Consider the following 23,433-nt stretch of genomic DNA (forward strand, 5'->3'; position numbering starts at 1 on the left):
AGCGGTTCGCGTTCGAAGGACCACCCGCCCCGCGTGGCCACCGGCCCGCGGCCGCCCCCGGCGTCCGGCCGCCCGCCCCGCCCGAGGGCGCGGCCACGGTCTCCGACGCGGCGGCCCGCGTCCTCGACGATCGCCGAGATTGCCACAGATCCCCTAGTTCCTTCCGAGATTCCGGGAAATAGGTCCCTCTCCGAGGGGCACCTGCGACAAGGACATGATCCTTTTGACAATTTCGCGAGAAGGCACCCCACCGTCCGGCAACCGCGCTATTGTCGCGGGCGACATCGTCGGCTTCGGCGGACGATCTCCTGAACACGTTCAGGCGCACCTGCGGGAGGAGCTCTATTCCCGGGTGCGGCGCGCCCTCGGCCGCTCGGGCATCCCTTTCGACGACTGCTACCGCGAAGATCGCGGTGACGGGCTCCTTCTCGTGCTCCAGCCCGGCGCGGACCTGGACGTCCTGGTGACGCCGGTGCTCCAGGACCTGGACGCGGAGATCCGCAGGCAGAACGACATCGCCCGGCCCGGCGCGAGAATGCGGCTGCGCGTCGCCCTGAACGTCGGCCCGGTGCGCTCGGACCGTTACGGCGTGGTCGGAAAGGCCGTCGTCCAGACCTTCCGGCTCCTTGAGGCACCGGGCTTCAAGCGGCGGATGCACGAATCAGGGGCCCGACTCGGCACCATCATTTCCCACCGCCTTTATGAGGACGTCGTCCTGCCGGACTCCGGGAAGGCGGACCCGGCGGACCACGAGCGGCTCTGGGTCGAGCTGAAAGAGACGAGAACCTGGGCCTGGGTACGGTTCTTCGGCGTTCCCGACAGCACCCGGGCACGGCCCGGGGTCGTCCCCGACGATGTGCTCTCGCTCGCGGAGGAACTGCTCAGGCTCCCGTCCGCCGCCACTCAGGACATGCGGACCAGCCTGGTCGGCAGCCTTCCCGACGGCCTCTCAGGCCGTATCCGCCGGGAAAGCGCGCCGATCATGGACGCCTATTGCATTCTGCGCCCGTGCGTGGAGAACAGCGCCGATGCCGCCGCGTTCCTCGCCGCTTTACGGCGCGTTTCTCCCGGCACGCCTCTCGGACGATTCGAACAGGCCCTCACCGCGCTTCCCTGGCTCGCTTGAATCGGCCGGGCCGCCCGGCGTCGTCCCCAGGGCCTAACGCCGGTCATTGCTGCCAATGGCCTACCAGTTCGGCGTAGAGGGGGCTGAGGGAGAGCAGCGTGTGGTGGGTGCCGACGAGCGGGGCCGCGGCGTCGAGGAGCAGGACCTGGTGGGCCCGCTGGGCGGAGCTGATGCGGTGCGCGATGACGATCAGTGTCCCTCCGCGCCCCGCTAGGGCCTGCTCGGCGCGGGCCTCCGCGGCGGGGTGCAGGTGGCAGGTGGCCTCGTCGAGGATGATGACGGGCGCCGGGGACAGGTACGCGCGGGCCAGGGTGATGAGCTGCCGCTCGCCCTGGGACAGCGCGCCCCCGCCGGGAGGGACCTCGGCGTCGTACCCGCCGAGCCGGCTCAGGGCCGGGGCCAGGCCCACGGCGTCGACGGCCTCGTCCATCTGCGCGACGGTGGCGTCGGGCCGCAGGTAGGCGAGGTTCTCCCGCAGCGTCCCGGCGAAGACGTAGCTCTCCTGCGGGATGAGCGTGATCGTCGACCGGAGCCGCGCCGCGCCGACGTCGTCCAGCGGCACCTTCCCGAGCGTGACGCCGCCTTTCTGGGGCCGGGCGAGGCCGGTGAACACGTTGGCCAGCGTCGACTTGCCCGTGCCGCTGGGGCCGACCACGGCCAGGTGGGTGCCCTCGGGGATGTGCAGGGTGAGGTCGGTGAGCACGGGCTCGGCGCCGGGCGAGTACGCGAACGTCACATGGTCGGCGTCGATGTCGTAGGACGTGGCGGGGACGGCGGCCGGGGCGTCCGGGGACGTCCCGCCGGACCCGGCGCAGATCTCGGCGAGCCTGCCGAGGATCACGGCGAGGCTCAGCAGCAGGGTGCCGCCCGCGTCGACGAGCAGGACGATCCCCGGCTGGAGCCCGGTGACGAGGTACCCGGCACCTCCGGCCACCTCCCCCGCGGTCAGCTGCCCGTGCGCGGTCAGGCGTGGCGACAGGGCGAGCAGGACCAGCAGCGGCAGATGCACCCCGAGCATGATCACGGGGAGGCGGGCCAGGCGCGAGCGGGCGAAGGCGCGCAGCGCGGCGGCCTGCGCGTCGATCGCCTCGCCGACCGTCCGCGCCGCGCGGTCCTCGGCGGCGCAGGCGACGACGTCGCGGACGCCCTCGACGATCGAGGTGGCGGTCTCGCCGATGCGTTCGGCCTGCCGCACGACGGCGCGGTAGCGGCGGACCTGGACGCCGAGGAGCGCGGCGAACAGCGCCACGGCGAGCGCCACCGGCACGGCGATGGCCAGGGCCAGCGGCGGTGACAGCAGGGCCAGGCCGAGGAGCGCGGCGACCGCGGCGGTCAGCAGCTGCCGCGCGTTGCGCAACGCGGTGCCCATGAGCAGCCGGACGGCCTCGGCCTGCTCGGTGAGCTGCGACACCCCGGCGCCCGCGGTGTCGCCCGCCTGGTCGGCCATCCGCTCCAGGGCGGCGGTGACGACGCCGGTGACCAGCGAATCGCGCAGCGGCTCGACGGTCGCGGCGAGCCACGGGTAGATCTGCCGGGTGCCCACGGCCCCGAGCACGTGCAGGACGGCCAGCGCCGCCAGCCAGTACAGCCCGGTGAGCGGCTCGCCGTCCAGAAAGCCCCGGTCGATCGCCTGGGCGAGCAGCAGGCCCGAGGCGAACGCGGGAACGCTCTCCAGGACGGACCACGCGGCGAGACGGCGCAGCGCCGGCCCCTGCCCGCGCAAATGCCGGCGCAGCAGGCGCGCGGCAGGAGGAAGCCTCATGCCCGGGTCCGAGGCTCGACCGTGTCCGGACGGGTCGCCGCGCCGGAATCAGGTGACCCCGCCCCCAAGTCGCCATCCCCGTCCACCGCGAAGACGGCTTGGTAGGCGGGGTCGGGCCACAGGTCGGCGTGGGGGGCCAGGGCGCGGATCCGTCCTGCGTCCAGCCAGGCGACGAGGTCGGCGCGGGCGGCGGTGGCCGGGCGGCGTGCCACCACCAGGCTGGTGCGGTGGGCCAGGAGCCTCCTCAGCGCGCGGGTCACCTTCATCTCCGTGGCGGTGTCGAGGCTGCTGGTGGCGTCGTCGAGGACGAGGACCCGGGCGTCGGTCAGGGCCGCCCGCGCCAGGCCGAGCCGTTGCAGCTCGCCACCGGACAGGGGCGCGCGGTCGAGGGGCGTGTCGTACCCGGCCGGCAGCGCGCGGACGAAGTCGTCGGCGGACGCGGCGCGGGCGGCGCGGCGCACCTGCTCGCGGGTCGCGTCCGGGCGGGCGTAGGCGATCGTGTCGTGCACGGTGGCGCCGAGCAGCGCGGGCCGCTCGAAGGCGTAGGCGACGGCGCGGCGCAGAGCCGGGAGCGCCACGTCCGTGACGGGGACGCCGTCGAGCTCGACGGATCCCCCGGCGGGGTCGAGGAGCCGCCCGATCGTCGACACGAGCACGCTCTTGCCCGTCCCGGAGACGCCCACGACCGCGACGCAGGTCCCCGCGGGCACCGTCAGGTCGAGACGGTCGAGGACGGTGCGGTCGCCGACGCGGACGGTGACCTCCCTCAGCCGCAGCTCGCCGGGGCCGTCCGGCAGGCGCATCGGGCAGGGGGGCGGCCGGACGGCCGGGTCGGCGCCGAGGAGCTCCTGGATGCGCCCGGCGCCGACCTCGCAGTTCAGCAGGGTGACGAAGGTGTCGAAGAGGGCGACCACGCCGAGCGCCATCGACGTGTAGGACACGGCCGCCACGAGCTCGCCCGTGCTGATCGCGCCGGTGGCGAGGCGCGTCCCGGCGACGGCGACCACCAGGATCTGGATCGCGGGCGCCAGGAGCGACAGCCGCCAGCTCACCTGCCCCTGCACGGTCCAGGTGAGGTGACCCGCCTGCCGCAGCTCGGGCAGCGGCCGCAGGATCCGGCGGGCCTCACGGGCGGCGGTCCCGGCGGACCGGATCGTGCGGGCGCCCTGCCGCGCGTCGAGCAGCCGTGTCGCGATGGCCGCCTGGAGCCGCTGGTAGCGCGCGAACGGCTCGCTTGCCCGGACGACGAACAGCCGGATCACGAGGATCGCGGGCGGGACGCCGACCGCGAAGGCCGCGGCGAGCGTCCAGTCGATCAGGGCGAGCGCCGTCACGGCGCCGAGTCCCGTCCCCAGGGCCGCGACCACCGACAGCAGCAGTGCGGGGAACGCGGCAGGGCCCCCGGCGCTCTCGGTGAGCCGGGACAGGGCGTCCCCCGCGGGGAAGCGGTGCAGGCCGGGCACCCCGAGTTCCAGGATCCGTCCGATCAGGCGGTGCCGGAGCCAGGCGGTGATGCCGCTGCCGCAGTAGGAGCCGACCACGTCCTTGGCGGTGTCGGCGGACGCGGCGACGGCGAGCGCGACGGCGAGGCCGGCCATGGCGCCGCCCACGTTCCCGTCCTCGCGGACGGCGTCGACCGCCCGGGCCAGCATCGCCGGTGTCGCGAGCATCGCCGCGACGCGGATCGCGGTGAGCACCGCGAGCAGCGCCATCGGGTAGCGGGCGCGGCGGGCGGCGGCGCGCAGCAGCCGCCTGCCCCCGGCGCGCTGGGCGGCGGAGGCGGCGCGTGGTCCGGCGAGGGGGGCGGAGCCGTCGTCATCGGCGGACTCGGTCGATGCCACGCTCGTCGGCTCCGTTCGGTCTCGGCGCGCGTTCGCTAGAATGACGAGTGGGTCCGGTCACGGACCGGCCTCTTGGCCGGCCCGTGACCGGGATTCTGCGAACCGGGGGGTGGTCACCTATACCTGGTCCGCATGAGCTATCCGCATCACGCGCAGGAGATGCCGATGCAGATGGTGTTCAGCAGCGTGAGCAGGCCGATGCACTCACACGTCTCGCCGAGCTGGATCCCCTCGATCTCGACGGGGTCGGTCTCGGGCAGCTCCTGCAGAGCCGCCACGAGGTCACCTTCGAAGATGTTCATTGCGTTCACCTCCCTTCCTGGTCGTCGTCCACGGTCCGCTCCGCCGTGAGGCAGAAGCGGACCACAGCCGTTCGCAGCGCCGGGGGCCATGCCTCGACCACGCTCGTGTGGTCGTCGTCCACCTCGACGTAGTCGAAGCGGGGCCCTCCGGTGCCGCGGAGTTCGAGGAGGCGCCGCCGCAGCGCCCTGGACTGCCCGATCGGGATGACCTTGTCCCGGACGCCGTGCGCCAGCAGCAGCGGCGCGTCCAGCGACCCGCACAGGCGCAGGACGTCGCGTCGCGCGCGGGACTCGTCGTCGTCGAGCCGGTTCAGCCGTGCCACCCGTTCCCTGACCGGGGCGGCGGCGGCGCGATGCAGGCTCGCGGCCGAGGTGAACGGCGCCAGCGCCACGCACCCCGACCACAGCCGCGGGCTGTGGCAGGCCGCCAGCAGCGCCAGGTACGCGCCGTAGCTGCCCCCGAGCAGGACCGGGCCCGGCAGCCCGCCGCCGCGGGATCCGGCGATGGCGTCCGCGAGATGCAGGACGTCCTCCAGGTCCGGGCCGCCCCAGTCGCCGATGACCGCCCGCAGGTGCCGCTCGCCGTAGCCGGTGCTGCCCCGGTAGTTCGGCGCGACCACGGCGACCCCGGCCGCCGCCAGGTGCTGGAGGAGCGGATCGAACTCGAACCGCCACGCCGACAGCGGGCCGCCGTGCAACGCGATCACCAGGCGCCGGCTCCGGCGCCAGCCGGGACCGCCGTAGACGATCGCCTCGATGGGCCCGGCCGGTCCGGGCAGCTCGACGAGCTCGGCGCCGATCCAGCCCGCCGACGCGCCGGGCGGGCGCCCGGCCATCGACCAGCCCGAGGCGGGACGGCGGACCGTCGCGAGCGTCGGGGGCTGGTGCGGGGCCGAGAAGCGGAGGTGGATCCGGTCGCCCGTCCAGGAGGCGGGCGGCCACAGCGTCCCCGGCGGGCCGGGCATCGGCTCGAGCCGGTCGCGTGCCGGGGTGTAGACCGCGAGGCGGGACGTGGCGCCGCGGACCTCGCCGATCAGCAGGTGGTCGCCGCTCTCGTCGAAGGTCAGCGGCGTCCTGGAGCACGCCGACCGGTTGAGGGACTCGGGGAACCGCACCGGCCCGCCGCCCGGGGACCACAGCCCGATGCGCCGGGCGCCCGCCGGCTGGTCGCCGGGCGCGCTGGTGGTCACCACCAGGACGCGCGACCGCGGGCTGTAGGCCACGATCCGGTCCGTGGTCGTCCCGGCGACCGACCAGACCCGCCGCCAGGTGCGTTCGCGCAGGTCCACCACGATCGCGTCGGTCCGGTGGCCGGCGCCGGTGTGGTCGAGGGCCAGCGTCCGGCCGTCGTCGAGCCAGACGCCGCCCGACAGCACGCCGGGGATCCGCAGGACGGGCTCCAGCGACGGCGGGCCGTCCGACAGCCGCCAGATCCGCGAGTGCCGGTCGTCCTCCACCACCACGAGGACCACCGTCCCGGAGGTTCCCGGGGCCGCCAGCAGGTGCCCGGCGAGCATCGACGGGACCGGCCACGAGCGGGTGACGGCCAGCCCGCCGCCGTCCGGCCGCGCCGCGACCACCGTCCCGTGCCCGGCCGGCGTGCCGTCCTCGCCCGGCGCGGCGCGCGCCACCAGGACGCGGCCGTCGTCGAGCGGCAGGGGACGGCTGCGGCGGTCCACGACGGCTTCGCCGCCGTCCCCTTCCCCGCGCGCGGGGTCACCGAGCGCCCGGCGGGACGGCTCCGCGGAGGCGAGGTCCCATCGCTCCAGCGTGACCTGCTCCTGGACGGCGCTCAGGCACGTGGCCCACCGTCCGTTGCCGGAGAACGCGAAGCCGAACCGGCTGGGAATGCCCGGAAGGTCGGGCACGGCCGCCGTCATGACGTCCGTCCCATGGTCCCGGCCAGCGAGGCGGCGGTGCCGAGCAGGGCGGCGTCGGACATCCACAGCCTGGGAGAGCCGTGGCGCAGCCGGACGAGGAAGGCCAGGATGCCGCTGAGGCCGTCGCCCCAGGTCGTCGTGACGTCGCCCCGCTCGTCGGGGAGGACGACGCGCCCGTCGCGGTGCGCGCGGTTGGCGAGGATGATGCGGCCGAACCGCCAGGCGGCGGCGCGGTACCGGGCGTCGCCGGTGAAAGCGGCCACGTCGAGCAGCAGGTCACCGTTGCCGGACAGCCCGTGGCACTGCCCCAGCACCGCCCGCCACGCGTTGCCCGCGACCGCCCGCGCGGCCATCTCACCGGTCCGCGTGAAACGCGCTGCGCCCGTCGCACTGCCCAGCCGGATCAGGAACGTCCCGATGCCGGACGACCCGTGGCACCAGTACGGCGCCGTGGGCGCGTCGCCGGATCCGGCCCCCCACATCGCCGAGCGCGGGGTGATGACCGCCTCGTCCAGCAGATGCTCCCCGACGCGGACGGCCAGGGTCCGGCAGTCGGGGCGTCCGGCCGCCTCACCGTAGGCGAGCAGGAAGTAGCCGACGCCCGAGATGCCGTGCGCGAACCCGTAGTAGGACTTGCCGGCCAGCTTGGAGTCCTGGTCGGCGGGCATCCTCCACGCGAGCCCGCCGGCCCGCTCCTCGGCCGAGGCGATCAGCGCGTCCGCGGCGGCGCCCGCGCGGTCGGCGAACTCCCCCCGCCCGGTGCGGTCCCACAGGTGCAGCGCGGTCATGCCGAGCCCCGCCGTCCCGTGGGTCACATCGGGGCCGGGCGCCGAGGGCGGCAGGCCCTCCGCCACGGCGACGGCGGCGTCGACCAGGCCGTTGTCGCCGATCGCCAGGCCCGCCTCCAGCACCGCCCACACGGCGCCCGCCGTGCCGAAGTACAGCCCCGGCGGACGCTTGGCGTCCGTCTCCAGCCGCTCAAGGATCCAGCGCGCGCCCGTGCCGATCCCCTCCTGAAGGCGCGGATCGGCGGTGTGCTGGTAGCAGCGCACCAGCGCCCCCAGGCATCCCGCCGCACCGTGCTGAAGGCTGCACGGGTCGGGGGCGCCATGCGCGCAGGAGGCCGGCCACAGCGTCTGCGCCGACTCGGGCTGCATGGTCGCGAGCAGCTGGTCGGTGATCCCCTCGATGGCCCGGTCGCACGCCGCGCGCAGCCACCCGGGCTCGGGACGGTCCTCGTCCCCGCCGGCGTCCAGGGACACGAGGCCCGCGCCTTGCCCCGGCCCGGTGGACGGGGTACACCGTGCCAGCACCTCGACCGCCCGCTCCGGGGTCCAGCGCCGCTCCGGCTCGTCCGCCATCAGCCCCACGAGCATCGCCGTCAGGGAGGCGGGCAGCTCCACGTCCTGGGTGCGGGCCGTCAGCCACTCGGCCAGGCGGTCCGCCACGAGCCTGTTCGGCGGACGGTCCGCGAGGAAGTAGGGCGGTCCGCCGGTGAGGACGTAGCACAGGGTGGCGCCGAGGCCGTAGTAGTCCGCCGTCGCGCGGGGCGGCGCGCCGTCCATCTGCTCGGGCGCGCCGAAGCCGAGGGTCCCGACACCCGCGGTCGGCTCGTCCCGGGGGTCGTCGGCGGTCACGGCCAGCTCAAGGTCGATCATGACCGGGGTGCCGTCGGGACGCACCATGACGTTGTTGGGGTTGAAGTCCCGGACGACGAGCCCGGCGGCGTGCGCGCCGATCACCAGGCCGGCGAGGCGGCGCGCCATCTCCGAGGCCCGGGCCAGGTGCGGGCCCCAGCCCTCGGCGCCGATGAGGTCGACGACCCATTGCCGCAGGGTCGAGCCCGGGATCATCTCCTCCGCGAGGAAAAGATGCCCGCCTTGCGTGAAGAGCTTGATCGGACGGGGGGCCAGCCCCAGTTCCTGGACCATTTCCAGCGCCCTGAACTCCGCACGCAGCCGGTCCCGGGTGTCGCGTCCCTCGCGATCGGCCGCCACGTGCGGACGCGCCTCTTTGATCACCACCGGGTCGCCCGTCTCGGCGTCCACCGCCCGGTACACGCCACCCTTGTTGGTGTGGCGGATCGCCTCCTTGACGGCGAAGCGTGACCCGATCAGGACCTCGTCCCCGCCACCACCGCTCCGGCGGGCGACATTCATACCATTGTCAGGAAAGGGACACCTCACCCACGAGGGAGGCGTGTACGTTCCCGTGCGCCGGTCCTCGACCGGATTCCCGTCGGGATCGAGGATCATCCAGGCGTAGAACCCGTCATTGGTCATCCGGCGCTCTTCGACAAAGGCACCGTACCGATAATGGACGAGACTGTCCCGGGAATAGGGCCGATCGGAAAGGATCCGGGGGCCCGGAAGACCCGCCGTCGCACGGTGCAGTTCAGCGGCCAGCCGGACCGCCTCGTCGTCACCGCGCGGATAGATTGTTATAAACTTGCCGGAATGGCCGCGTGAGGTGTTGCGCCCATTGAGCGCCGCGACGTGGTCGAGCGTGGCGGCGAACTTGAACGCCGAGCCGGCCTCCAGCAGCACCTCCAGGGACCGGCGGAGCACCTCCTCCGCGGACGCCTGAGTAGCGGAAACGTGCAGCTTCCAGCCCTGCGGGCGCCGTACCGCGTCCTCCGGTGCGACCGACAGCCAGACTCCGGAGCGACCCGTCCGCCACCGCGCCGGGGACGAGGAGCGGGCGAGCCCGTGCGCGAGGACGTCCATGAGGGCCGTGTCCCCGGAGTCCGCGGCCGACGCCGCGCCGAAGACACTGAAATTGAAATCCGCCATGAACGATCTCCGCTCCCATATCGCCACCGACATTCGTCGGCGAGCCCTCCAGAAGATCGGAACAAACGTCCCTCTAGAGCACCGCATCCGAGCCGCAATGCCTCGTTCGGTTGGACACGCTAACCACGAACCAACGCAAAATCCAGAGGCAATTTCTCAACCAAACCTACTAAGTTGATGGGAAATCATTCGCTACAGATCTTGCGCTGTGACTCATGTGACCCATGTGACTACAGTTGCAAATAAATGGCCACATGAGGTCCTTTATCCCCTTGACTCCCGGACATTCTGAACTTCGATCTTGACCACAGAAAATTAAATTAGTTCGCCGGGTCCGTTGAACTCTGCCTGCTTCTCCGCAATGGATCACGAACCTTCCGCCGCAGCCCCCTTGGAATGCCGTCCACCCAATCCGTGAACACCCCCGCACAGACCAGGCAATTGCCCTGTATGTCCGAATCTTCTGCAATGTCTATTCGCTCACCGATGCCATCGCGCCGATGATCCGATAAGCGCCGGAAGGACGAGTCAACGAGCAGTCCGCTCCCCCGCATTAACTGCGAAGGCTTAGGCGGGCGACAGCCCGGGCAGTCGAGACGCCCCCCGAACCGCGCCGTTTCACCGCCCGCGCACCCCTCAAGGAGGCGACCGCCCCCGCACGCCTCGCCGGGTACAGCCCGCCCGAGCACGGCACCGCCGGGCACGGCCGGGTTGGCCGCACCGAGCTCCCTGCGGGCTATTCGGTCAGGGGACCGAATCCTCCAGGCCGTACAGGCGCAGCAGCACACGCCGAAGGTCCGTCACCGCGAGAGGACGGGTCGTCCGTCCTAGTGATCAAGGTCTGGGCCATGGGCCGAGCGGCAGGACGAAACCCGCGCTCGTGTTCTTCGCCCCCGGGTACGGAGGCACGCGAGCCAGCCGTCCTGTGTCGCCTGGCGACGCCGCCCGGTTCCGGTAGGCCGACAGCGCCTTCGTCCACTGCCCTCCCAAGGGTCACTCGATGGCAGCGGGCCCGCTTCGACGGCCAGGCTCGTCAGTTCCGCGACGGTGACGGGCCCGGGACCGGTAGCCGGGGCAGTGACCGTAGGGGCGGCGGGCCACTCGTCCACCCGCACCGGAGACGTCGTCGGAGAAGGCAGACCGGCCACACGGAGGTCGCCGGTCGGCCACCGATGACCTCCGCCTCACCGGCGATAACGCTCAGAGATCCGTCGTAGTGGGCCCGGCCTCAGGCGAGTGGCGCGGTCAGGCGTCGTCCAACGTGCACAGCAGGACGGGCCTGCCCGGCGTGATCGGCTCAGGTGGCCTGTTCCGTGGTCCGGCCGTGGTCGTCGGCGACCACCACCTCATACACGCGCGGCGCGATCCGCCTCGACCGTTGCAGGATCCGGGCGTCCCAGCCCTGGGGCCATGTCGTCGGCTTCCATGCGGGGTCGCTCTCGCTCTCCTCCCCGTCGCCGATTCCGGTGTCGGCCGGCTCGTCCCGCCCCCACCGCACCTTCATCAGGTCGATGCCCACCAGGTTCGTCTCCGTGAGGGTCGCGCCGGTCAGGACCGTACCGGCCAGGGTCGTGCCGACCAGGTTCGCTCTCGACAGGTCCGCGTCGGCCAAGGTCGCATTGGACAGGTCCGTGCCGATCAGGCCGGCGGCGGTCAGGTCCGCGCCGATCAGCGCCGCACCGGCCAGCACCGCGTCGATGAGGGACGCGCCGGATAGGTTCGCCCCGGTCAGTACCGTGCCCCTCAACGTCGTACCGATCATCGTGGCGCCGGTCAGATCCGCGCCGAAGAGGATCGCCTCGCTCAGGTCCGCACTGTTCAGGGACGCGCGGGCCAGGGTCGCGCCGGTCAGATCCGCGCCCTTCAGGTCCGCGCTTCCGAGGGATGCCGCGCTCAGATCCGCGGCCCTCAGTGTCGCGCGGGCCAAGGTCGCCTCGGGCAGTCCCGCGAGGGCCAGGTCCGCGCCGTTCAGATTGGCGTCCGTCAGATCCGCGCGGATCAGGCGCGTGGGATGGGGGTACCGAGCGCTCAGACGAGTGTCGGTCCTGGGCACTTCGGTCAGATTCGCACCGGTGAGATCCGCGCGGACCAGGATCGCGCCGGTCAGATCCGCGCCGTTCAGGGTCGCTCCGGCCAAGACCGCATCGTCCAGGACCACATCGTCCAAGGACGCGCCGGTCATATCCGCGCTGCTCAACCTCGCGCCGCTCAGATTCGCGCCGCTGAGCTCCGCCTCTGCCAGATGTGCGCCGACCAAGTTCGCGCCGACCAGGTCAGCGCCGACCAGGTTCGCGCCGACCAGGTCGGCGTAGGGGTGGATACGGTCCCGGCCGATGCCGGGCGCGACCTCATCCACCGCACTCCCGTCGCCTCACTAGCGGCTGCACACGCTGACTGTAGAGCCGCACCGGCACCATGCACGCGACGGCGGCCCGTACGGCGGAGACCGGTGCCGACCCGCCCACGTGTCAGGCCCGGCGGGACGTCCGCGCCACGCGACCCGTTCAGGTGGCAAAAATCGCCGCAAAGCCGCGATCCTCCCAACCGTCGACGACCTGGTACACACCCGGCGCGATCTTCACCGACCGTTGCGCGATCACAACCTCCCAGAGCACGGGCCACCTCGTCGGCCTCCCCGCCGGGTCGCTTCCGACGCCCTCCCTGTCGCCGGACTCACCACCGGTCGTCCCCTCGGGCCGCGACCAGCGCACCTGCCGCAGGTCGGCCGGGTTCAAGTCCGCGTCGGTCAGGTCCGCACCGCAAAGGTCCGCGCGTTCCAGATCCGCGCTGATCAGTACCACGCCGACCAAGCTCGCGCCGGTCAGGTCGGCCCCGGTCATCTCCGTGCCGTACATCGTCGCGGCGGTCAGGTTCGCGGCGGACAGGCGTGCGCCGTTCATCATCGCGCCGGACAGGTCCGCATGCACAAGATTCGCGGCAGTCAGGCGCGTGTCGGACAAATCCGCGTTGGACAGGTCCGCGCCGGACAGATTGGCGCCGGTCAGGTCCGCACCGGTCAGGGTCGCGGCGCGCAGATCTCGGAAGGCTGGGCCCGGGTAAAGGTTGTCCCGGACGGCCCTGGTCAAGCCAGTCAGGTCGACGTCGTTCTGGGCCGCGCGAGTCAGGATCGCACCTGTCAGATCCGCATCGGTCAGGTCCGCGCGGTCCAGGGCAGCGCTGTTCAGGTGAGCACCGATCAGCTTCGCGCCTGCCAGCCTCGCGCCCGTCAGGTCCGCTCGGGTCAGGTCCGCGCCGGACAGGCGTGCGCCGGTCAGATCGGCGCCTGACAGGGACGCATCGGTCAGAATCGCGCCGGTGAGGTTGGCGCGGGTCAGATCCGCTTGAGCCAGGTTCGCGCCGAGCAGGCCGGCGTAAGGGTGGATGTGATCCCGAATGATGCCGGGTGCGATCTCGGTCCCGGTCTCATCCACCGGCCGCCGCCTGCCGCGCTGTCAGAGCCTGCACATATCGACCGTAGGCCATGCCGTCACCGTGCACAGGAGACACAGGCCATCACCCGCCGACACTCGCACGCGGCCAACGCCAGCCGACACGAACGAGAGCGACAACCCTCCCCTCCTCCGGTCGTCGACGCGGATCCGCTTCACCGCCCCGGATCCCCCGCAACAAGCGGGGACGGAACCGGGCGTTCCGTGCGGCCCGACGGCCTAGCGGTCCCATCCAGTCGCGCCCCTCGGAGGTGACGCGGTCGCACCGGAACTCGACACCACGTCCGCGGCGCGCAGCCGTCCTGGCTTGGGGTCGAGAGTCTCCCGACACCCGGCCCAAGTAGTAGACGACGTGAGCACGGACGGGTGCCGGTTCCGATGCCAGCGCGGGACGGCTTTCACCAGTCGAATCCGGCCGCCACTGGACGGTGGTCGCTGCGGGTGGCCGGCAGAACCCACGAGCTCTTCGGCTCCACGCCGCGGAGCAGGATCTCGTCGGCCCGGACCACGGGGAAGGACGCCGGCCAGGTGAAGCCGAAGCCGTCTCCGGCCGCGTCCTGGGCCGGGCGCAGTCGTGAGGTGATGTCGTCGAACGCCCGGTCGTCCATGGTCCCGTTCAGGTCGCCGAGCAACACCACCCGCTGGTTCTTCTCGGCGGCGATGGCCCTGCCGATCGCCTGCACGCCGATGTTGCGCGAGCCCGTCCAGAAGCCCGCCCTTGGGTTCACCCGTACGGACCCCAGGTGGGCCACATACACCGTCAATGGCCCGTGGTCCGTGGCCACCGTGGTGCGCAGTGCCCGGTTCGGGGCGAGCTTCTGCTTGGCCGCTGCGATCTTCGCCAGCGGCCCGTAGTTCACGATGTCGATCGGCTGGGGGTCCGACAGCGGCAGCTTGCTCCACAGGCCGACCGTGCCCACCACCGTGTGATGGGGGTAGGTCTTCACCAATTCCTTCTCGTACGTGCCCGTGGTCTGCGGAACCAGCTCCTCCAGTGCCAGCACGTCCGCCCCCGAGGCGGCCAGGGCGCGGGCGGTGCCGGCGGGATCGGGGTTGGCGGCGCCGACGTTGTGGCTGGCCACCGTGAAGTCGGCACCCGGATGGGACTTGTCGATGAGGTGCCCGCCGAAGAGGTGCGTCCACACCACGGCCGGCAGCATCAGCGCGGCCACCGCGGAGCCGGAGCGGCGCCACAGCGCACCGGCCAGCAGCACCGGAACGCCCAGCCCGAACCACGGCAGGAAGGTCTCCACCAGGCTGCCGAGGTTCCCGATCCGGTTCGGGATCAGCGCGTGCAGCAGCAGGAGCAGGCCCAGCAGCAGTGCCAGCGCCGCGAGCACCAGGCCGCGCCTCCAGGGCTCCGGCCGGGCGCCGAGCAGGACCGCCCGGCGGACGCCCGAACGCCAGCGGCCGACGTCGCCCTGACCGGGCTCGGCCCTGTCCTCCAGCGCCTGTCCTTGCATCGTGTCGGTCACTTTCGCATCCTCGGGTCCTGGGTCGGGTCGGCGTACATGGGCGGGCAGCCGCGATCGATCGCGTCGGGACGCAGTTCGTAGTGCCAGGTCTCGTTCCTGTAGATCTGGCACAGCCCGTACTCGGCCCCGTGTTCCGATAGCCACTCGGTGGCATTGGAGCGGCCGATGTCGACCGCCTTTCCTTTCACGTGCAGCGAGGTCGCCGCGGTGGACACCCACCGGGCGGCTTCTTCCTTGGAGCCATACTTGGAGACCGCTTCGCGGAGAAGCTTGTTCTGGTACGCCGGGGAACGCCACCCGCTATTGACATAGAAGGTGATTCTGTCATTCGCGGCGTCCGCCGCGGCCCGGCGGAGGGCCCTCAGGAGGGCGGGATCAAGGTTGGCCACGGCGGGAACCTCGTCGTCGAAAACCGTGACACCGTCGGGGACGACACCGTCGGCCTCGCCAAGCGGACCACGGCGTTCACCGCGAAGACCGCTTTCACCGGGCGCACCGCGCTGAGCACTGCGGGGAACCTTCGGCGGCGATGCGGTCGGAACGGACCACGACGCCGCCGCGGAGGGCGAGGAGTTCCGCAACTGGTGGCCAAGGACCACACTGGTCATCACAATGACGAGTATCAGGACGACGCCAAAGATCCAGTAAAACTTGCGGGACGCTTTTCGGGGTGAGGCCGGTATTTGAGGCATACTGGCAGTCAAGCCCGCGCGAAGTTGCCACCGCGTATCGAATTTTCGATACACCGACGATATACGCCGTCCCGTAGCATCGATCGTATGCGGGTGTTGTGAGAACGCCGGCCCGTTCATCAACGCCGTGCGCATGACGACCTCGGCACTGCGCAAGCGTCTCGGCGGCCCCTGGATCGCCGCCACCGTTCCCGGCGTCGGCTCCGCATCGGCACGCGGCCAGAGGCCGGACACGAGGGAGAAGACCGTGGAGAGAGCACCCGGGTTGAGCGTCCGCCTCCGGCTCACCCTCAGCTACGCCGGATTCCTCATGCTCGCCGGCGTCATGCTGCTCGCGTCGGTTTGGGTCTTCATCCTGCGCAACCTGCCCGAGTACACGGGCGTCCCCGGAGGAGTGCTGATCCGCTCGACCCTCATGCACGACTTCGCGTCGGCCGCGGGCGTCGAGCTGTTCATCCTGCTGATGGTCGGCCTCGGCGGCGGATGGCTCCTCGCCGGCCGGATGCTCGCCCCGTTGAACCGCATCACGAACGCCACGCGCCTGGCCACGAGCGGCTCGCTCTCCCACCGGATCCGGCTACCGGGCCGCAGGGACGAGTTCCGCGAACTCGCCGACGACTTCGACGGCATGCTCGCACGACTCGAAGCGCATGTCGCCGAACAACGCAGATTCGCGGCCAACGCCTCTCACGAACTGCGCACACCGCTGGCGATATCGAAGGCCCTTCTGGACGTGGCGCGCACCGACCCGGACTGTGACACCGACGAGGTCATCGAACGCCTCGACACCGTCAACACCCGGGCGATCGACCTCACCGAAGCCCTGCTCCTGCTCAGCCGCGCCGACCAGCGGTCCTTCGTCCGCGAGAACGTCGACCTGTCCCTCCTGGCGGAAGAAGCCGCCGAGACGCTCCTCCCGCTGGCGGAGAAGCGCGGCATCACCATCGAGACGTCCGGTGAGATCACCCCCGTCGTCGGATCGCGAACGCTCCTGCTGCAACTGAACATGAACCTCATGCAGAACGCGATCGTCCACAACCTGCCCGAGGACGGCACCGTGTGGGTGAATACCAGCGTCCGCGCCAGGACCGTCGTCCTCACCGTCGAGAACACCGGCGAGAAGCTCACCCCGCAGCTGGTCGCGACGCTCACCGAACCATTCCAGCGCGGCACCGAGCGCATCCACACCGACCACGCGGGCGTCGGCCTCGGCCTGGCGATCGTCAAGACCATCACCCAGGCACACGACGGAACACTCACCCTCACCCCCCGTCCCGCAGGCGGAATGCGCGTCACCGTGGAACTCCCCACAACAGCCCCACGCTGGTAAGCCCCAAACCCTAGAACCAGGGAGACGTGTTGAGCGGGGCGCAGACGATGCCCCCCTTTATTCCGTAGTCGGGTCCACTGGGATTGACGCCGGTGAGTCTCCAGTTGCCGCTGCTGGTGGCATGGGGCTCGCTGGATGTCAGGTAGCCGTTCCCGTTGAACGTGACACCGACGCTGCTCTTGCCCGCCGGACAGGTCCAAGTGGGTCCGTCGCCGTTCGGATGGGAACTCCACGCCTGCCCATACCAGTCGGTGCTGCCGTCGAAGACCTTGATGCAGATCGCATAGAGATCGATCTCGACCGCGTCGGCGTCGCTCCGGGCGCCGCTCGCGCTGGCGTAGGTGATCGCGCTGGACGGGTTGGTCCACATGTCGTTACTGATCAGCGCCGCGGTGGGGCCCTTGGCGTCGGCTCCGACATTCGCCATGTACTCGTACGGGGCCGAGATGGTCGAGCAGGTCAGGCCGCCGACGCCTTGCTGGTTGGGAACGGTCGCCGTCAGCTTGACGACGCGGTAGCCGGGCGACGGGGTGGCGCACATGGCGTACCAGGTCATGTCGAAGGGGGCGGTGTCGCCGGTGTCGGAGCGGGCCCTGACCTGCCAGCCCGAATCGGCGATGGGGAAGGAGGCGGCCACGCTGTGGCCCTCGGGAAGTTCGAAGCCGCCTCCCAACGGCTGCTTTCCCTGGGGACAGCGGGCGGTCCTGGCCTCGGAGGGCAAGACCTGCCCGCTGCCTCGCACCATCTCCAGGTCGGCCAGGCGGTGCGGGACTCTCACACCGTAGGCCGGGACGGCCGTGGAGGGGGCGGCGGAGGACGAGCTGCCAACAATGGTCACGGCGGCGGTCACCACGAGTGCGGCTGCCATGGCGCGGCGGCGGGGGCGCCGGGCCGGGAGGCTGACAAGGGAGCGTCGAGACAACGGAACGGTCTCCTTTCCGGGAAGGCACCGCTGCCGGACCCTGCTGTCGGAATCCGGTGGGCGGCGAGCGTCTCACCGCCTCTCCACGGCGCCAAGGGCCCCGGATTTCCGGCCTTCGCAGCCATCTGAAACTCCGGTCCGCCGCGGACGACCACGCCCCACCGCGGTCGTCCTGACGTGGCTCGGTGTCGTCCAAGTCCGCTCCGACGGTCGCCGAAGATCGAGGACTATCGGAGGGTACGCAGGCTCGGCTTGAGAGGCTACGGAGATGTGTGCGGCAGCGCTGACGCGACGTGCCCTGGCCGACCAGAGTGCAGACCCACGATCATCGACTCCGGGCTCGCCACCACCGCCGACCTGACCCGGATCACGCCCCGGTCCGGAGGTCGGCGTCTTCGGCGCCGCCGCCACGATCGCCTTCGCCGCCACCGGACGACGGGCCTTCGGAGGCAGAAGGGAAGAGATCTTCTACCAGGTCGCGCGGGGAACGCCGGATCTGGACAACGTCCCGCAGCCCTTGTACTTCTGCCTTCCACATCCATGCCCTAGGTTCGGCAACGAAGGCGAGAGAGGGGATGACTCACTTGGTCGCCGCACGTTCATTCGCATGGGCCCTCACAGTGACCGCATGCTGTGCGGCGGCGGCCGCAGGCGTTCTAGTCGGCGTATACGGCTTCTGTATTTTCGTTGAGGGAACTCAGCCGGGTCTCGGTTTCGCTCTGATCATGGGCGGGGTCATTGCCTTCGCAAGTTTAGTACCGACGTACTTCGTGAACTTTCGCTGGCAGTCTGCCGCCCTCATGGCATGGGCGGCGCGGCGGGGCTGGCGGTGCTTCAAAGGACTCGGCGGGGTGGCGGAGCTTCGAACCGGTGGCCTCTTCGACATCGGAAGGGTCACGACCAGAGTGCTGTGTGTCGTCAAGGGGTCGATCGACGCACGACCGGTGACCTTGGTCATGGGCACCCAGTCCAGCGATACCTTGATCTTGAAAGCGTTCACGCATGTTCCGGCGAGCCTGAGCCATGTTTCGATCACTCGGACCGCCCAGTTGACCAAGCGGGAGCTACGGCGGCAGCGTCGGAAGTACGCGGACACCCCTATACCCCTTGATCTGTTCCGCGACCTTTATGATTGTGATGCGTCGTTCGCGCCGAGTGCCGATCTGCGCCAGGCGGTCCTTCATCACAGACTTCCGTTCGAGTGGCACGTGGACGGAAGCGGGACGTTGGTGGTGGAGGCTCAGGTCCAGCCATGCAGGGCATCTCGTACTCGCGGCAGGATGCTGGAGCAGGTGGCCGCCCTCAGCCGGATGCTGGGTGGCCGGGGCGGCGGGGTTGTGCCGCCCCGGCGGTGAGCGAGAGTTCAGAGGTGGGCTGTCAGCAGGGTGCGGGGGTTACGACTTCGGACCAGGCGCCGGTGCCTACGGTGCTGGTGGCGCGGGCGCGTTCGCGTGCGTTCTGGCCGCATGACCAGAGGTGCGAGGGGCCGAAGTAGCGGGTGTCGGAGCTTGCGCCGATCGTCCGGGGGCCCGTTGAGTCGGTCACCCACGCGCTCGTCGCGTAGTTCCAGTGTTCGATCGTCACGGTGATGCTGACCGAGCCTATGCCGCGGTTCTTCGCGTACAGGTACGGCATCGTGCCGTACTGGGTTTCCTCTACCGAGAGGACGTCACTGCACGCTTGATAAACGACGGCGCTGAGTTCGACCTCGGGACCGCAGAGGGTTTCCGTGGTGCGGGCGGAGGCGGACGCCGGGCCGCTCATCGTGGTGAGGACGAGCGCCGCGGCCCCCGCGAGCGCGGCCAGGCGATGGGTTCCCCGTAATTGCATGTGTTTCTCCCCGTGGTGATATGACGTACCTCAATCGAGTGAACGATCTTGAGGCCGTCATATCAAGCGGATGACCATGTCCGCCATCGGCCACAGGGTCGGGTGATATAGGGGTGGACGCGATCCGGACCCCATGTATCACCGGCTGCGGACGGACATCCCGTTCTGGCCGGGGGGCTTGGCGAACTGGGTCAGCGCGTGGTTGAGGGTGGCGCTCACGGTGAAGTGCTCGTCCAGCCCGGTGCGCCGCAGAATGCGCCTGCAAAGCCCGCTGGGACGGCTCACCACCAGCCTTCCGCGCCGGGTCCTGACCGCTTTCCAGATCCCGACCATCGCCCCCAGTCCGGAGGAGTCACAGAAACTAACCCTCTCCAGATCGAGGATGATCTGCCAGGGTGGAAAGGCCAGTGATAGTACGTAGTCCCGAAAGGGCTCGGACACGAGGTAGTCGAGTTCGCCCTCCGCGTAGGCGACAAGGGCGGAGTCCCGGTGTTCGGCTCGGACTCGGATGCGATCCCGGGGGTCGCGCCACTGCGGCTCCGATAGCGAATCACCGTCCCGCACCGCGCTCATCGTCATGGTCTCACCTCCCGATGCGGTCCTGGGTACCCGTCATCGGGCGCCTCATTCCTGTGACCTGGCCGCCGGAGGCCCGGCATGGACGCGTGGCATGTTTCGGCGCGGAGGGGGTACCGACGACGGGACCCGTGGGGCCGGAGGCGCCCCGCGGGTGTCTGTTTCGTCCGGCTACAGTGCAGGAAGTAGCAAGATCTACGAATGGCGGCCTCGCTCAAGAAGGGGAGATAGTCCCGCCGCGGGCTCTGTCGCGATGGAAGTCACCCAAGAACCGCACGTCCTCGACCCTGTGCCGTGGCCCGTGCCGTATCCGGCGTTCGCGGTCGACGCGGCCGGGGGGCTCGCCCGGCTCAACCGCGCGGCCTGGTCGCTGATCGGCGCGGAGCCGGGGGCCCGGCTGTCCGAGGCGGTGCCCGCCTGGCTGGCGGAGGCGCACCGGTCGCCGGCGCCGGCCGTCCCCGGCGGCCCGGTCGCGCACGGCCTGATCGGCGAGCGGTTCTTCGAGGCCCATGCGATCCCGGACGGCGGAGGCGGCCCGGCGGGTCCGGGCGGGACGGTGTGGTGGCTGTTCGACGTCACCGAGAACCGGCGGCTCGGCCGGGAGCTGGCCGCCGAGCGGGAGCGGACGGCGTTCCTGGCGGAGGCGTCCGGCCAGCTGCTGGCGTCGCTGAACCTGGAGCGGTGCATGGAGGTGACCGTGCGGCTGGCGGCCCGTCATCTCGCGGACGCCGCGCTGGTGATCGCCCCTCGCACCGGGCGCGCCCACCCGGTGGCCTACTGCGGGCCGGACGGCGAGGTGGAGCACCAGGAGCTGCTGGTGGACACGGAGGAGGTCCCCGGGCTGGCGGAGGCGATGCAGGGGTTCCCGCCCGTGCCGTCCCGCTGGATCGACCCCGCGGCCGCGCCCGACTGGATCGCGCGGCGGGGCCTGGCGGAGCCGGGCGCGATGGTGGTGACCGCGCTGCCGGGGCACGGCGTCCCGGCGGGGGCGCTGGTGCTGCTGCGGCGCGCCGGGCAGGAGGCGTTCTCGGACGGCGAGGAGATGTTCGCGCGGCTGTTCGCGGCGCGGGCGGGCGCGGCGATGTCGGCCGCCCGGGTGTACGCGGAGCAGGCGTCCATCACCGAGACGCTGATGCGGGAGCTGCTGCCGCCGCGCGCGAGCGAGCTGGACGGGGTCGAGCTCGCCGCCCGCTACCGCCCGTCGGGCGACGAGGAGCGCATCGGCGGCGACTTCTACGACCTCCATCCGGCCGCCCGGGAGGACGACGCGCCGGACACGGGCCCGGAGTCGCTGGTCGTCCTCGGGGACGTGTGCGGGAAGGGGCTGGAGGCCGCCGTCCTCACCGGCAAGATCCGCAACACGCTGCGGGCGCTGCTGCCGCTGTCCGGTGACCACCAGCGTGTGCTGGAGCTGCTGAACGGGACGCTGCTGAGCATCGAGTCCACCCGGTTCGTCACGCTGGTGCTGGCGTCGGTCCAGCGGCGGGGCGGGCAGGTGCGGCTGCGGCTGACCAGCGCCGGCCACACCCTGCCGCTGATCGTGCGGGCCGGCGGCGAGGTCGAGGCCGCCGACACGCGGGGCTCGCTGATCGGGGTGCTGGACGAGATCGACTCCGTCACCGCGGTGGTCGCGCTGGAGCCGGGCGACACGTGCCTGCTGTACACCGACGGCATCACCGAGGCCATGGGCGGCCCGCTGGGCGACGAGATGTTCGGTGAGGAGCGGCTGCACGCCGAGCTCGGACGGTGCGGCGGGATGCCGCCCGAGGCGCTCGTGGAACGCGTGCACATGCTGGCGTCCGAGTGGGTCGGCGGCGGCCCGCACGACGACATGGCGATGGTCGCCATCACCGCCCCCCGCCGTTTCCACCTGAGCGCCGTCGGGGGGCAGGGCCCCGGGAGGTTCACCGCGTGACGGGCGCTTTGGAGCGGTCCGCCCCGCACGGCGTGCCCGATCCCGGGCTGTGGGACGCGGTCCTCGCGGGAGACGAGTACGCCGCGACCGACGCGGCGGTCGCCGCCCTCGACGACGGGATGGACGCCGAGTCCCTGCTGCTGGACGTGATCGCGCCGCTCCAGGCGCGGGTCGGCAGCGAATGGGCGGCGAACCGGCTGACGGTCGCGCAGGAGCACACCGCGACCGCCGTCAACGAGCGGGTCATCGGCGCGCTGGCACGCCACCCGGCCGTCCGCCGTGAGCGGGAACGGCGCGGCGAGGTGCCGCGCGGGCGCGTGGCGGTGGCGTGCATCGACGGGGAGTGGCACGCGCTGCCCGCCCGCATCGTGGCGGAGGTGCTGCGGCTGCGGGGCTGGGAGGTCGACTACCTCGGCGCCCAGGTGCCGACCCCGCACCTCATCTCCCACCTGCACCGGACGGGCCCGGCGGTGGTGGCGCTGTCGTCGTCGATCGCGACCCGGCTGCCCGCCGCGCACGCCGCGGTCACGGCCTGCCAGGCGACCGGCACCCCGGTCGCCGTCGGCGGCGCCGCCTACGGGCCCGGCGGCCGCCAGGCGTCCCGGCTGGGCGCGGACGCGTGGGCCGCCGACGCGCGGACCCTCGCCGACCGGCTGGCGGAGGGGCCGCTGCCCAAGCCGCCGCCCGTCCACCAGGCCATCGACGACCTGCCCCACCTGGGCGACCAGGAGTACACGCACGTCACCCGGTCCGCGCAGACGCTGGTCCGGCGGGTGCTGGACGGTCTCCGGTCGCGCTTCCCGGCGATGGCGGCCTACACCGACCAGCAGCGCCGCCACACCGCCGAGGACGTCGCGCACATCGTCGACTTCCTCGGCGCCGCCCTCTACCTGGACGACCCGGACGTGTTCACCGGCTTCCTGACGTGGACGGCCGGGATCCTGACCGCGCGGGACGTGCCCGCGCACAGCCTGCTGCCCGCCCTCGACATGCTCGCGGAGCAGCTCGTCGACTATCCGCGCGCCGCCGGGCAGCTGTCACGCGCCCACGACGCACTCCGGCTCACGACGCCGGACGCCCCCGGACCAGGAAGGACCCGATGACCGCCCACTTTCCCGACACCCCCCTGCGCCTGGTCGCGACCGCGTCCGGGTCCGGATCGCTGCGGATCGAGATCCGGGGGGACCTGGACTTCTTCACCGCCGGCTCCCTCCAGGACGCCGTGGAGGCCCACCTGGACGGCCGCGCCGACGAGCTGGAGCTGGACTGCGCGGGCCTGGGCGTCTGCGACTCGGCCGGGCTGGCGGCGCTGCTCATGGTCCGCCGCCGCGCGGACGCCGCGGGCGTCCGGCTCCGGATGACGGGCCGGAGCGCGCGGCTGGACCGGATGCTGGACCTGACGGGGACGCTGCGCCACCTCACCGGCGAGCCCGCCGCGGACGCGGAGGACGGGAAGGAAGTGCGCCACAGCGGGACCAAGGAACGGTCAACGCCGCTTGCGACCCGCGACGGCGGGTAGGACGCGGCTGATCTCGGGGCCG

18 protein-coding genes are annotated in these 23,433 nt (G+C 71.7%); 6 read left to right on the forward strand and 12 right to left on the reverse strand.

The window, feature by feature from the left end:
• The first annotated feature begins 214 nt into the window (after nt 1–214).
• A complete protein-coding gene (locus AGRA3207_RS16065) occupies nt 215–1,126 on the forward strand; it encodes an effector-associated domain 2-containing protein (protein WP_231335440.1) in 912 nt (303 codons plus the stop codon).
• Nucleotides 1,127–1,169: 43 nt separating this feature from the next.
• On the opposite strand, the gene AGRA3207_RS16070 is transcribed toward AGRA3207_RS16065, so the two are convergent.
• The 9 genes from AGRA3207_RS16070 to AGRA3207_RS16110 all read right to left on the reverse strand — a co-directional run bounded on the left by AGRA3207_RS16070 (nt 1,170) and on the right by AGRA3207_RS16110 (nt 15,553).
• A complete protein-coding gene (locus tag AGRA3207_RS16070; RefSeq protein WP_231335441.1) occupies nt 1,170–2,888 on the reverse strand; it encodes an ATP-binding cassette domain-containing protein in 1,719 nt (572 codons plus the stop codon).
• Entirely contained in the window at nt 2,885–4,729 is a 1,845-nt protein-coding gene (locus AGRA3207_RS16075) for an ABC transporter ATP-binding protein (RefSeq protein WP_231335442.1), read from the reverse strand. Before AGRA3207_RS16075 ends, AGRA3207_RS16070 begins: the two co-directional genes overlap by 4 nt.
• A gap of 146 nt (nt 4,730–4,875) precedes the next feature.
• A complete protein-coding gene (locus tag AGRA3207_RS16080; protein ID WP_231335443.1) occupies nt 4,876–5,031 on the reverse strand; it encodes a VenA family class IV lanthipeptide in 156 nt (51 codons plus the stop codon).
• Between the two features lie 5 nt (nt 5,032–5,036).
• Nucleotides 5,037–6,911 carry an alpha/beta hydrolase family protein gene (locus tag AGRA3207_RS16085; protein WP_231335444.1) on the reverse strand — a complete coding sequence of 625 codons (1,875 nt, stop codon included), beginning with the start codon at nt 6,909–6,911 and terminating at the stop codon, nt 5,037–5,039.
• A complete protein-coding gene (gene lanL / locus AGRA3207_RS16090) occupies nt 6,908–9,703 on the reverse strand; it encodes a class IV lanthionine synthetase LanL (protein ID WP_231335445.1) in 2,796 nt (931 codons plus the stop codon). Before lanL ends, AGRA3207_RS16085 begins: the two co-directional genes overlap by 4 nt.
• 1,297 nt (nt 9,704–11,000) lie before the next feature.
• Nucleotides 11,001–12,059, reverse strand: coding sequence for a pentapeptide repeat-containing protein (locus AGRA3207_RS16095; RefSeq protein WP_231335446.1), 1,059 nt, complete (start codon nt 12,057–12,059; stop codon nt 11,001–11,003).
• Nucleotides 12,060–12,207: 148 nt separating this feature from the next.
• Nucleotides 12,208–13,134 (reverse strand): pentapeptide repeat-containing protein, encoded by a 927-nt coding sequence (locus tag AGRA3207_RS16100; RefSeq protein WP_231335447.1) that lies wholly within the window; start codon nt 13,132–13,134, stop codon nt 12,208–12,210.
• Nucleotides 13,135–13,550: 416 nt separating this feature from the next.
• The gene (locus AGRA3207_RS16105; protein ID WP_231335448.1) at nt 13,551–14,627 is read right to left on the reverse strand and encodes an endonuclease/exonuclease/phosphatase family protein; all 1,077 of its coding nucleotides are present in this window, start codon (nt 14,625–14,627) and stop codon (nt 13,551–13,553) included.
• Nucleotides 14,624–15,553: a M15 family metallopeptidase gene (locus tag AGRA3207_RS16110; RefSeq protein ID WP_273700049.1), complete on the reverse strand. Its 930-nt coding sequence runs from the start codon at nt 15,551–15,553 to the stop codon at nt 14,624–14,626. The genes AGRA3207_RS16105 and AGRA3207_RS16110 overlap by 4 nt, the downstream gene beginning before the upstream one ends.
• Nucleotides 15,554–15,566: 13 nt before the next feature.
• Between AGRA3207_RS16110 and AGRA3207_RS16120 the strand changes: the two genes are divergently transcribed.
• The gene (locus tag AGRA3207_RS16120) at nt 15,567–16,649 is read left to right on the forward strand and encodes a sensor histidine kinase (RefSeq protein WP_231335450.1); all 1,083 of its coding nucleotides are present in this window, start codon (nt 15,567–15,569) and stop codon (nt 16,647–16,649) included.
• 10 nt (nt 16,650–16,659) lie between these two features.
• On the opposite strand, the gene AGRA3207_RS16125 is transcribed toward AGRA3207_RS16120, so the two are convergent.
• On the reverse strand, nt 16,660–17,517 hold the full coding sequence (locus AGRA3207_RS16125; RefSeq protein WP_231335451.1) for a hypothetical protein: 858 nt from the start codon (nt 17,515–17,517) through the stop codon (nt 16,660–16,662).
• A 638-nt stretch (nt 17,518–18,155) separates the two neighbouring features.
• Between AGRA3207_RS16125 and AGRA3207_RS16130 the strand changes: the two genes are divergently transcribed.
• Complete coding sequence (locus tag AGRA3207_RS16130; protein ID WP_231335452.1) at nt 18,156–18,926, forward strand: hypothetical protein; 771 nt, start codon at nt 18,156–18,158, stop codon at nt 18,924–18,926.
• Between the two features lie 22 nt (nt 18,927–18,948).
• Here the strand turns inward: AGRA3207_RS16130 and AGRA3207_RS16135 are convergent, their stop codons facing one another.
• Nucleotides 18,949–19,401, reverse strand: a complete 453-nt coding sequence (locus tag AGRA3207_RS16135) for a hypothetical protein (RefSeq protein WP_231335453.1) — start codon at nt 19,399–19,401, stop codon at nt 18,949–18,951.
• Between the two features lie 138 nt (nt 19,402–19,539).
• Nucleotides 19,540–19,980, reverse strand: a complete 441-nt coding sequence (locus AGRA3207_RS16140) for an STAS domain-containing protein (protein ID WP_231335454.1) — start codon at nt 19,978–19,980, stop codon at nt 19,540–19,542.
• 250 nt (nt 19,981–20,230) lie between these two features.
• On the opposite strand from AGRA3207_RS16140, the gene AGRA3207_RS16145 reads away from it, so the two are divergent.
• The 3 genes from AGRA3207_RS16145 to AGRA3207_RS16155 are packed head-to-tail and all read left to right on the forward strand — an operon-like array spanning nt 20,231 to nt 23,411.
• The gene (locus tag AGRA3207_RS16145; protein WP_231335455.1) at nt 20,231–21,892 is read left to right on the forward strand and encodes a PP2C family protein-serine/threonine phosphatase; all 1,662 of its coding nucleotides are present in this window, start codon (nt 20,231–20,233) and stop codon (nt 21,890–21,892) included.
• Nucleotides 21,889–22,995, forward strand: a complete 1,107-nt coding sequence (locus AGRA3207_RS16150; protein ID WP_231335456.1) for a cobalamin B12-binding domain-containing protein — start codon at nt 21,889–21,891, stop codon at nt 22,993–22,995. Before AGRA3207_RS16145 ends, AGRA3207_RS16150 begins: the two co-directional genes overlap by 4 nt.
• A complete protein-coding gene (locus AGRA3207_RS16155; protein WP_231335457.1) occupies nt 22,992–23,411 on the forward strand; it encodes an STAS domain-containing protein in 420 nt (139 codons plus the stop codon). Before AGRA3207_RS16150 ends, AGRA3207_RS16155 begins: the two co-directional genes overlap by 4 nt.
• The last annotated feature ends 22 nt before the right edge of the window (nt 23,412–23,433 follow it).

The sequence above is a fragment of the Actinomadura graeca genome (assembly GCF_019175365.1).
In the GTDB taxonomy this organism is placed as follows: Bacteria; Actinomycetota; Actinomycetes; order Streptosporangiales; family Streptosporangiaceae; genus Spirillospora; species Spirillospora graeca.

What these genes read in the sequence shown, in the direction of transcription:
- AGRA3207_RS16065 (WP_231335440.1), top strand. Translation starts at nt 215, where the DNA reads ATGATCCTTTTGACAATTTCGCGAGAAGGCACCCCACCGTCCGGCAAC.
- AGRA3207_RS16070 (WP_231335441.1), bottom strand. Translation starts at nt 2,888, where the DNA reads ATGAGGCTTCCTCCTGCCGCGCGCCTGCTGCGCCGGCATTTGCGCGGG.
- AGRA3207_RS16080 (WP_231335443.1), bottom strand. Translation starts at nt 5,031, where the DNA reads ATGAACATCTTCGAAGGTGACCTCGTGGCGGCTCTGCAGGAGCTGCCC.
- AGRA3207_RS16085 (WP_231335444.1), bottom strand. Translation starts at nt 6,911, where the DNA reads ATGACGGCGGCCGTGCCCGACCTTCCGGGCATTCCCAGCCGGTTCGGC.
- lanL (WP_231335445.1), bottom strand. Translation starts at nt 9,703, where the DNA reads ATGGCGGATTTCAATTTCAGTGTCTTCGGCGCGGCGTCGGCCGCGGAC.
- AGRA3207_RS16125 (WP_231335451.1), bottom strand. Translation starts at nt 17,517, where the DNA reads ATGGCAGCCGCACTCGTGGTGACCGCCGCCGTGACCATTGTTGGCAGC.
- AGRA3207_RS16135 (WP_231335453.1), bottom strand. Translation starts at nt 19,401, where the DNA reads ATGCAATTACGGGGAACCCATCGCCTGGCCGCGCTCGCGGGGGCCGCG.
- AGRA3207_RS16140 (WP_231335454.1), bottom strand. Translation starts at nt 19,980, where the DNA reads ATGACGATGAGCGCGGTGCGGGACGGTGATTCGCTATCGGAGCCGCAG.
- AGRA3207_RS16145 (WP_231335455.1), top strand. Translation starts at nt 20,231, where the DNA reads ATGGAAGTCACCCAAGAACCGCACGTCCTCGACCCTGTGCCGTGGCCC.
- AGRA3207_RS16155 (WP_231335457.1), top strand. Translation starts at nt 22,992, where the DNA reads ATGACCGCCCACTTTCCCGACACCCCCCTGCGCCTGGTCGCGACCGCG.